Source organism: Frigidibacter albus (assembly GCF_009908165.1).
Classification (GTDB): domain Bacteria; phylum Pseudomonadota; class Alphaproteobacteria; order Rhodobacterales; family Rhodobacteraceae; genus Frigidibacter; species Frigidibacter albus.
Window position 1 is genome coordinate 408,064 of record NZ_JAAAUC010000003.1, and the last position, 8,899, is coordinate 416,962.

Below are 8,899 nucleotides of genomic sequence, written 5' to 3' on the forward strand. Positions count from 1 at the left end.
CCCCCTTCAGGCGGTGATCGAGAAGCCGCCGTCGATGTCATGGACACCGCCGGTCAGATTGCGGGCCTCGGGCGAGGCGAGGAAGGCGGCCATCGCCCCCACATCCTCGATCGAGGCGAGTTGATGGGTGGGCGCGCGGTCGGAGGCCGCGGCCAGAAGCTCGTCGAAATGGTCGAGGCCGCTGGCGGCGCGCGTTTTCAGCGGCCCGGGCGAGAGCGCGTGGACGCGGATGCCCTTCTCGCCAAGCTCGGCCGCGGCATAGCGCACGGTGCTTTCCAGCGCCGCCTTGACCGGGCCCATCATGTTGTAGTGCCGCACGACGCGGGAGGAGCCGAAGAAGCTGACCGACAGGCAGCAGCCACCATTCGGCATCAGGGGCTCGGCAAGGCGGATCATGCGCAGGAAGGAGTGGACGGAGATGTCCATCGCGAGGCCAAATCCCTCGGCCGAGCAATCGACGACGCGGCCATGCAGGTCGTCGCGGGGCGCGAAGGCGATGGAGTGCAGCACGGTGTCGAGCCGGCCCCATTTGCGGGTGATCTCGGCGAAGACCGCCTCCATCTGCCCGGGCTGGGCCACGTCGAGCGGCATCATGATCCCGGCGCCCAACTGTTCTGCCAGCGGGCGCACATAGCCCTCGGCCTTGTCGTTCAGCCAGGTGATCGCGAGATCGGCGCCCTGCGCCTTCAGCGCCTGCGCGCAGCCCCAGGCGATCGAATGTTCGTTGGCGATGCCGACCACCAGCGCCTTGTGTCCGTGCAGCGAAAACATGGAAGCAACCTCTAGATCATGACGCGATGAACCCTCCGCCCATTCCACCTATCGTCTGTTGCGTTGATATGAAGTTTCTGCAGCTGCGCCGTGACGTGATGTCGCAGATGGGCCCCGGAGGCCCTGTCAGTACCGGGCCCCCCGATCCATTCCCATCGCCCCCCCAAGTGTCGCTTGCCCTTGCCCAAACTGTAGGCGGGGAAAGAAGCGACACTAAAGTGGAATACTAGTTAGTGGTACTTGGAATTCTAGTATGCTACTTAGCGACGAGAATCGCGGGGGCGCTGTCCGGAGGCAGCCGCCGCGTCACTGCGATTTGGGCCGGGGAGGGGTTATGGAACGCAAGCCACGGACCATTGGCGGCATCACCGATCTGTCGCGCAGCCGTGCGCAGGCGCCGCGCGCTGCGGATCTGATCTACCGCGAGCTGCACCGCGACATCGTGTCGATGAAGCTGAAGCCGAACAGCAAGATTTCGGAAAAGGACCTGCTGGAGCATTTCGGTGTGTCCCGGACCCCGCTGCGCGAGGCGGTGCTGCGGCTGGCCGACGAGGGGCTGGTCAATGTCTTTCCGCAGGCCGGCACCTTCGTCGCGCCGATTCCGGTGCGGCTGCTGCAGGAGTCGATCCTGATCCGCAAGGCGCTGGAAACGGTGATCGCCGAAACCGCGGCGCGGCGGGGGCTAAAGGCGGATATCGAGGCCATCGACACCAATCTGGCCGAGATGGAGGCCCGGCTGCGTTCGGGCGATCTGGGCGCGTTTCACCAGATCGACAACGAGTTTCACCGGCTGATCGGCCGCATCTCGGGACTTGGGACGGTGATGGCGGCCATCGGGCATGTGCGCGCCCAGATCGACCGCTACCGGTTGCTGACACTGCCGCAGGCCGGGCGCCTGACACGGGTGCTGGTTGAACATCGCGCCGTGCGCGACGCGATTGCTGCGGGGGATGCGGCGGCGGCGGGGGCGGCGATGGCGCTGCACATCGGCCAGATGCTCGATGAGGTCGAGGTGCTTCAGAACCTCGATTGGGATTTTTTTTACGATGACCGCGACACCGAGAGGCAGACATGACCGACGCAATTGAGATCAGGCACAACATCCATCCCGAGATGGCCCGCGCGATGGACAGCGAGGCGCTGCGCCGGCATTTCCGGATCGAGGCGCTGTTCGTGCCGGGGGCGGTGCGGATGACCTATTCGCATATCGACCGGCTGGTGGTGGCGGGGGTCGTGCCGCTGGCCGACCCGCTGCCATTGCCCACCCCCAGGGCGATCGGGCAGGCGCGGTTCTTCGATGCCCGCGAGGGCGGGGTGATCAATATCGGCGGGCCGGGCCGCGTGGTGGTGGACGGGCAGACCTATCCGCTGGCCGGCGATGCCGCGCTCTACATCTCGCGCGGGGCGGGCGAGGTCAGCCTTTCCAGCGACGATGCCGCCGACCCGGCGCAGTTCTACATGGTCTCGACCCCGGCGCACAAGGAGCTGCAGACGCAGATCGTGGACGGCGCCCGTGCCAACCGGCTGGAGCTCGGCGCGCAGGAGACCGCGAACCGGCGCACGATCTTCCAGTTCCTGCATCCCGAGGTGATCGAGACCTGCCAGCTGACGATGGGCCTGACCCGGCTGCATCCGGGCAGCGTGTGGAACACCATGCCCGCCCATACCCATGACCGGCGGTCCGAGGTCTATCTGTACTTCGGTCTGCCCGAAGGGCAACGGGTCTTTCACCTGATGGGAGAGCCGGACCAGACCCGGCACATCGTCATGGCCAATGGCGAGGCGGTGCTGTCGCCCTCGTGGTCAATCCATTCGGGGGCGGGCACGTCGGCCTATGCCTTCATCTGGGCGATGGCGGGCGACAACAAGGATTTCGCCGACATGGACCAGCTGAGGATCGAGGACCTGAAATGACCGATACGTCCCCCTTCGACCTTGGCGGAAAGGTTGCGCTGATCACCGGCGCCAATACCGGGATCGGGCAGGGCATCGCCGTCGCCCTCGCCGCCGCGGGTGCCGATGTGGTGCTGGTCGGGCGCTCGGCCATGGACGAGACCCGGGCGCTGCTGGCCCCGCACGGCACCCGCGTGCATGAGATCCGGGCCGACCTCTCCTCGACCGCGCCGCTGGCGGGGCTGGTCGGGGAGACCGTCGCCACGCTTGGCGGGCTCGACATCCTGGTGAACAACGCCGGCATCATCCGCCGCGCCGACGCGGTGGATTACAGCGAGGCCGACTGGGACGCGGTGATGGACACCAACCTCAAGTCGCTGTTCTTCCTGAGCCAGGCGGCGGGGCGGCACATGATCGCGCAGGGCGCCGGGAAGATCGTCAACATCGCCTCGCTGCTGTCCTTCCAGGGCGGCATCCGCATTCCGGCCTATACTGCCTCGAAAAGCGGGGTGGCGGGGCTGACCCGGCTTCTTGCCTGCGAATGGGCCGCCAAGGGCGTAAACGTCAACGCCATTGCGCCGGGGTATTTCGTGACCAACAACACCGAGGCGCTGCGCGCCGATCCGGACCGCAATGGCGCCATTCTGGGCCGCATTCCGGCGGGCCGCTGGGGCAAGCCGGCGGAGATAGGCGGGGCGGCGGTGTTCCTGGCCTCGGGCGCGTCGGACTACATAAATGGTGTGGTGCTGCCCGTCGACGGCGGCTGGCTGGCGCGCTGAGCGCAGCAGCAAGCGGGAAGGTCTGCGGCAACGGGCCAGCCAACGCGATGTCGGGCCGGTGCGGCCCTGTCTGTCCGGGGCACGGGCCAGGCTGCATCGGGCGGCAGGGGCCGATGGGCCCGCTGCGCCCGATCCCTCTCCCAACTTGCGCCAGGTGAAAGGCAGGCCGCAGACCCCGCAGGTCCTGGTCGGGAGGCCCGATTTCTTGCGCGCCTGGGCATGGGTCGGTCCTGCGGCTCTGGCGGGCTGGTTTCCCCCCTCATTTGACGCGGTGGTTTGGCGACTGTGAGGCAATGCCCGGGTTGCAGTCGCCCGAGCGGAGTACCGGCAGTGCCGCAGGGATCCCGACCGGTGGCGGCGGCATCCGGCTGCTCTTGCCGACATGCCTCGATGCTTCATTGCCTTCCTCCACCCAAGCGATTCCCTGTTCGCTTCGGGAGTTTGAGGATCTGGCGGCAGGCGTGACCAGTTCGCTCAAGTCGACCAGTACCGCCAGATCGACCTGCGGCGACCCAATGGTCATGCCGGCGCAAAACACCGGATCAGCCATCCAACCGGCGATCGTCACGACGACGTCCGCTGGACCCGATACCTGGAGGAACTGGCCTGTCGCCCGCTGCTCAACGCGGCGAACGCAAACCTTCTGACCAAAATAGGGTCAGGACCCGTTCTTGCATCATAGCCAGAACATGACGGTTGCGGCGAGGGCGATGGCGGAGAGGAAGACCTTCGCGCACCTGTCGTAGCGGGTGGCAACCCTGCGCCAGTCCTTGAGACGCCCGAACATGATCTCGATCCGGTTGCGGCGTTTGGAGCGGCGCTTGTCATGCTTGATGGGCTTGGCGCGCGACTTCCGGCCCGGGACGCAGGGCTTTATCCCCTTGTCTTTCAACGCATCTCTGAACCAGTTGAATCATGCAGCCGCAGCGACCTCAAGCAGATCAATGGGTCCTGACCCTAGAACAGACGATTTTCCTTTGCCCGGCAGGCCGGGCAGGACAGCAGCCTCCCTTCTCGCAGATCTGTGGGTCAGCGTTGCGCGCCGCCTCCAACCCGCGCTCTGCCGTGCTTGTTTTGCGGCACGGGTTGATCTCCGGCTGTGGTGCGAGCATTTCGGGGACTCAGGATACAGGAGCCTCAGATGCTGAAATCTCTCTCCCTCGCCGCGCTGCTGGCCGCAGCATCGGTCGCCCCCGCCGCCGCCGAGACCATCCGTGTCGGCATGTCCGGCGGCTATTTTCCCTTCACCTTCGTCCGGCAGGACCAGCTGCAAGGCTTCGAGGTCGATCTGATGACCGCCCTCGCCGAACGCACCGGCGACACGGTGGAATTCTCGACGATGTCGTTCTCGGGCCTGATCGGCGCGCTGGAGGCGGGCCGCATCGACACGGTTGCCAACCAGATCACCATCACGCCCGAGCGCGAGGCCAAGTTCGCCTTCAGCCAGCCCTATGTCTATGACGGGGCGCAGGTGGTGGTGAAAAAGGGCAATGAGGCCGAGATCACCGGCGTCGAAAGCCTGAAGGGCCGCACCGTGGCCGTCAACCTCGGCTCCAACTTCGAGCAGCTGCTGCGCGAGCTGCCCTTTGCGGATGAGATCGACATCCGCACCTATGAAAGCAACATCGAGCAGGACACCGCGCTTGGCCGGGTCGATGCCTTCGTGATGGACCGCGTCTCCTCGGCGCAGGTCATCGCGGAAAGCCCGCTGCCGCTGGCGCTCGCCGGCGCGCCCTTCAGCGAGATCCAGAACGCGCTGCCCTTCCGCAACGATGCCGAGGGCCAGGCGCTGCGTGACAAGCTGGACGCGGCGCTGACCGAGATGAAGGCGGATGGTACGCTGAAGGCCATTTCCGAGAAGTGGCTGGCGCTTGACGTGACAGCGCCGGCGGGCTGAACCGATGCGGGCACTGGATATCGACTACATGCTGGGTCTGGTGCCCGTCATCCTTGGCTATGTGCCGCTGACGATCGGCATGGCGCTTGCGGCGATGGTCTGCGCGCTGCTGCTGGCCTGCCTGCTGGCGGTGGAGCGGGTGGCGCGCATCCCGGTGCTCGACCAGTTCGTGCAGCTGTTCATCAGCTTCTTCCGCGGCACGCCGCTGCTGGTGCAGCTGTTCCTGTTCTACTACGGCCTGCCGCAGATCCTGCCCGTTCTTGCCGGCATCAACGGCGTTACGGCGGCGATCATCGGGCTGACGCTGCATTTCTCGGCCTACATGGCCGAAAGCATCCGCGCCGCGATCCTTGGCGTCGACCGCAGCCAGTGGGAAGCCTCGCAGGCCGTTGGCATGACCCAAGGCCAGCTGATGCGCCGCATCATCCTGCCGCAGGCGGCGCGTGTCGCCGCGCCGACGCTGGTCAATTACTTCATCGACATGATCAAGAGCACCTCGCTGGCCTTCACCCTCGGCGTGACCGAAATGATGGGCGCGACGCAGAAGGAAGCCGCGGGCAGCTTCCTCTACTTCGAGGCGTTCCTTGTCGTGGCCATGCTCTACTGGGCCATCGTCGAGGTTCTGTCCTATCTGCAAAGACGGCTGGAAGGCCGGTTGAACAAGGCCCTTGCCCGATGATCAGCATCCGCGGATTGACCAAGCGCTTCGGCGCCACGACCGTTCTCGACGGAATCGACCTCGACATCGCGGCGGGGGAGCGGGTGGCGATCATCGGCCCCTCCGGCACCGGAAAGTCGACGCTGCTGCGCTGCCTGAACTACCTCGACCGGCCCGAGGCCGGCGTGATCCGCATCGGCGACCTGACCGTCGATGCGGCGACGGCGAAGCCCGCGCAGATCCTTGCCCTGCGGCGCCGCACCTCGTTCGTGTTCCAGAACTACTCGCTGTTTGCCAACAAGACCGCGCATCAGAACATCACCGAGGCGCTGATCACCGTGCAGCGCAAACCCCGCGCCGAGGCGGATGCCCGCGCGGATGCGATCCTGCGCGAGATCGGGTTGGCCGACAAGGCGGGTGCCTATCCCGCGGCGCTGTCGGGCGGGCAGCAACAACGCATCGGGATCGGCCGCGCCATGGCGCTGGATGCGGCGCTGATGCTGCTGGACGAGCCGACCTCGGCGCTCGACCCCGAATGGGTGGGCGAGGTGCTGGACCTGATGCGCCGGGTAGCCGAACGGCGGCAGACGATGCTGATCGTCACGCATGAGATGCAGTTCGCCCGCGAGATCGCCGACCGGGTGATCTTCATGGAAGGCGGCCGCATCGTCGAGCAGGGGCCGCCCTCGCAGATCTTCGACGCGCCGCAGGACAAGCGGACTGAAAGCTTCCTGCGCCGGGTCCGGTAACCTCGGCGGCCTGTGAGGCGCCTTGGTGCACCTCGCGCCATTCACTCAGCGATTTGGTCAGGAAGCTGCAAAAGCTCTTGCTCATCGGTGACAGAGACCGGCCCTGCGCCGTGACGACCGAGACGTCCCGCGTGAGCGAAGGCGACGCGATCGGGATGCTGATCAAGTCGGGGAAGGCCAGAACCTCGCGCGCCGAGGCCGGGAGCAGCGCGATGCCAAGGCCTGCGCTGACCATCCCCGCGATGCCGGGCTGCTGCGGGGCCGGAACGCGCCGTCCGTCGTGGGGCGCATGTCGCCGGCGCAGGACATCGACCTCGCCAAGGGCCCAAGCGACGGCGCGGCTCCGACATGCCACTTCCGCGATAGCGCGGCTGGACGAGATGCTCGGGCTGTCCGATGGGTCTGAAATCCCCCTCCATCCCCAGGCCCACAAACCAGCGGAACATGAGGTCTTGGGCACAGCGGGTGGGTTGCGGTCAAGACAAGGCCGCTCCTGACGCCATGCTCTCTGCGCCTTGGAAACGCAAGATCGGCACCAATCCGGCAACCTCTGCGCCGCGAGAGCGAACTGCTCTCGATAAGGTTCATGCAACTTGAGCCAGAAGTTCGTGAGGCAATGGCCGCGAAGCCGGCATGAAAGGCGACATTCGCCTGTAGGTCGCTGCTGATGCCGATGACCGGGTAAACGCTAGGTGTCGTCTCTATCGAACTATAGCCCGGGTCCGTGCCGACCAAAGCGCTGCCTGTCCGATGTGCAAAGATAGACGGTTTCAATCCTCTGCTGCGGGATCCTAACGCACGCACCGACAGCCAGCGTGTTGTGTGAACCGAACAAGAAGGACCGACAATGCCGTCACCGACCAATCGGACCCCACGCCTCACGACCACGGCCGGCGCGCCCGTCCCCGACAACCAGAACAGCCTGACGGCCGGTGCTCGCGGGCCGATCCTTTTGCAGGACTGGCGATTGATCGAGAAGTTGGCGCACCAGAACCGCGAACGGGTTCCCGAACGCGTTGTCCATGCCAAGGGCTGGGGGGCGCATGGCACGATCAGGATCACAGGCGACATATCGCACCTGACATGTGCCCGGGTGCTTCAACCCGGCACCGAGACGCCGATGATTGCCCGCTTCTCTACCGTGGCCGGAGAAATGGGTGCAGCGGATCACGAACGGGACGTCCGGGGCTTCGCGCTCAAGTTCTACACGGAAGAAGGCAACTGGGATCTGGTGGGCAACAACACGCCTGTCTTCTTCGTTCGTGATCCGCTCAAGTTCCCCGACTTCATCCACACGCAGAAACGCCACCCGCGCACCAACCTGCGGTCGCCGACGGCAATGTGGGATTTCTGGTCATTGTCGCCGGAAAGCCTGCATCAGGTGACGATCCTGTTTTCGGATCGGGGCCTTCCCGTCAGCCCGATGCACATGAACGGCTACGGCGGCCATGCCTATAGCCTGTGGAACGAGAACGGCGAGCGGGTCTGGGCCAAGTTCCACTTCAAGACGCGGCAGGGTCATCGTCACTACACGAACGCCGAGGCGAAGATGGTCATCGGAGAATCGCGCGAGGGTTATCAGGAAGCGCTGTTCGGCGTGACCTGCCACTGGTCTTTCATCCAGCCGCGACCGGAGCCCGTTGGTCATTTACGCCTTTCGGCGCGGGTTGAGCAATCGCCCGGCGCGCGGAACTTTCATTGCGTGCAGCGGGTCGGGCGATTGCGGTGGTCAGGTGCAGGGCGAAGCCTGCGGGGGTCTGGTAGCCAAGCGCGGAATGCGGCCGCGCGGTGTTGTAATCGGTGACCCAGGCCGCCATCAACTCGCGGGCATGGGCGATGTTGCGGAACAGGGTCTCGTTCAGAAACTCGTCCCGCATCCGGCCGTTGAAACTCTCAACAAATCCATTCTGCATGGGCTTGCCGGGCGCGATGTAGTGCCATTCGACCTTCTGCTCGGCGCACCACTTCAGGATCGCGTTCGAGGTCAGTTCCGTTCCATTGTCCGAGACGATCATCCCGGGCCTCCCGCGCCGTTCGATCAGCGCCGTCAGTTCCCGGGCTACGCGGCGGCCCGAGATCGAGGTGTCGGGGATCGCCGCCAGGCATTCGCGTGTGACGTCATCCACCACGTTCAGCACCCGGAAGCGCCGGC

The 8,899-nt window shown here is 65.6% G+C and carries 10 protein-coding genes and 3 pseudogenes; 7 read left to right on the forward strand and 6 right to left on the reverse strand.

Annotated elements, in window-relative coordinates:
* Positions 1-6: 6 nt before the first annotated feature.
* On the reverse strand, positions 7-771 hold the full coding sequence (gene fabI / locus GVY41_RS06925) for an enoyl-ACP reductase FabI (protein WP_161344096.1): 765 nt from the start codon (positions 769-771) through the stop codon (positions 7-9).
* Between the two features lie 334 nt (positions 772-1,105).
* Here fabI and GVY41_RS06930 point away from each other — a divergent pair, with 334 nt between their 5' ends.
* From GVY41_RS06930 to kduD, 3 genes are read left to right on the forward strand one after another with little or no spacing between them, the layout of a single operon-like run.
* A complete protein-coding gene (locus GVY41_RS06930) occupies positions 1,106-1,846 on the forward strand; it encodes a GntR family transcriptional regulator (RefSeq protein WP_161344094.1) in 741 nt (246 codons plus the stop codon).
* On the forward strand, positions 1,843-2,685 hold the full coding sequence (kduI, locus tag GVY41_RS06935; protein ID WP_161344092.1) for a 5-dehydro-4-deoxy-D-glucuronate isomerase: 843 nt from the start codon (positions 1,843-1,845) through the stop codon (positions 2,683-2,685). Before GVY41_RS06930 ends, kduI begins: the two co-directional genes overlap by 4 nt.
* Positions 2,682-3,443: a 2-dehydro-3-deoxy-D-gluconate 5-dehydrogenase KduD gene (kduD, locus tag GVY41_RS06940; protein WP_161344090.1), complete on the forward strand. Its 762-nt coding sequence runs from the start codon at positions 2,682-2,684 to the stop codon at positions 3,441-3,443. Before kduI ends, kduD begins: the two co-directional genes overlap by 4 nt.
* Positions 3,444-3,590: 147 nt before the next feature.
* Here kduD and GVY41_RS20685 read toward each other — a convergent pair.
* From GVY41_RS20685 to GVY41_RS06950, 3 genes and pseudogenes are all read right to left on the reverse strand, one after another.
* Positions 3,591-3,737, reverse strand: a pseudogene (locus GVY41_RS20685) (DUF2256 domain-containing protein); the annotation flags it as partial.
* Positions 3,703-4,011 (reverse strand): hypothetical protein, encoded by a 309-nt coding sequence (locus tag GVY41_RS20305; RefSeq protein ID WP_229725945.1) that lies wholly within the window; start codon positions 4,009-4,011, stop codon positions 3,703-3,705. The gene GVY41_RS20305 and the pseudogene GVY41_RS20685, both read right to left, overlap by 35 nt.
* A 108-nt stretch (positions 4,012-4,119) precedes the next feature.
* A pseudogene (locus tag GVY41_RS06950) lies at positions 4,120-4,353 on the reverse strand (transposase); the annotation flags it as partial.
* 231 nt (positions 4,354-4,584) lie between these two features.
* Between GVY41_RS06950 and GVY41_RS06955 the strand changes: the two are divergent.
* The 3 genes from GVY41_RS06955 to GVY41_RS06965 are packed head-to-tail and all read left to right on the forward strand — an operon-like array spanning position 4,585 to position 6,747.
* Entirely contained in the window at positions 4,585-5,340 is a 756-nt protein-coding gene (locus GVY41_RS06955; RefSeq protein WP_161344088.1) for an amino acid ABC transporter substrate-binding protein, read from the forward strand.
* 4 nt (positions 5,341-5,344) lie between these two features.
* The gene (locus GVY41_RS06960) at positions 5,345-6,019 is read left to right on the forward strand and encodes an amino acid ABC transporter permease (RefSeq protein WP_161344086.1); all 675 of its coding nucleotides are present in this window, start codon (positions 5,345-5,347) and stop codon (positions 6,017-6,019) included.
* Positions 6,016-6,747: an amino acid ABC transporter ATP-binding protein gene (locus GVY41_RS06965; protein ID WP_161344084.1), complete on the forward strand. Its 732-nt coding sequence runs from the start codon at positions 6,016-6,018 to the stop codon at positions 6,745-6,747. Before GVY41_RS06960 ends, GVY41_RS06965 begins: the two co-directional genes overlap by 4 nt.
* On the opposite strand, the gene GVY41_RS20690 is transcribed toward GVY41_RS06965, so the two are convergent.
* Complete coding sequence (locus GVY41_RS20690; RefSeq protein WP_428841534.1) at positions 6,647-7,207, reverse strand: LysR substrate-binding domain-containing protein; 561 nt, start codon at positions 7,205-7,207, stop codon at positions 6,647-6,649. The genes GVY41_RS06965 and GVY41_RS20690 overlap by 101 nt on opposite strands.
* A 387-nt stretch (positions 7,208-7,594) precedes the next feature.
* On the opposite strand from GVY41_RS20690, the pseudogene GVY41_RS06975 reads away from it, so the two are divergent.
* A pseudogene (locus GVY41_RS06975) lies at positions 7,595-8,341 on the forward strand (catalase); the annotation flags it as partial.
* Positions 8,342-8,363: 22 nt separating this feature from the next.
* On the opposite strand, the gene GVY41_RS06980 reads toward GVY41_RS06975, so the two are convergent.
* Positions 8,364-8,899 (reverse strand): integrase core domain-containing protein (locus tag GVY41_RS06980; RefSeq protein ID WP_161656870.1); only part of this gene is annotated, 536 nt, incomplete at its 5' end.

Coding starts and splice junctions, on each gene's coding strand:
- GVY41_RS06930 (WP_161344094.1), top strand. CDS start 1,106: ATGGAACGCAAGCCACGGACCATTGGCGGCATCACCGATCTGTCGCGC.
- kduI (WP_161344092.1), top strand. CDS start 1,843: ATGACCGACGCAATTGAGATCAGGCACAACATCCATCCCGAGATGGCC.
- GVY41_RS06965 (WP_161344084.1), top strand. CDS start 6,016: ATGATCAGCATCCGCGGATTGACCAAGCGCTTCGGCGCCACGACCGTT.
- kduD (WP_161344090.1), top strand. CDS start 2,682: ATGACCGATACGTCCCCCTTCGACCTTGGCGGAAAGGTTGCGCTGATC.
- fabI (WP_161344096.1), bottom strand. CDS start 771: ATGTTTTCGCTGCACGGACACAAGGCGCTGGTGGTCGGCATCGCCAAC.
- GVY41_RS06955 (WP_161344088.1), top strand. CDS start 4,585: ATGCTGAAATCTCTCTCCCTCGCCGCGCTGCTGGCCGCAGCATCGGTC.
- GVY41_RS06960 (WP_161344086.1), top strand. CDS start 5,345: ATGCGGGCACTGGATATCGACTACATGCTGGGTCTGGTGCCCGTCATC.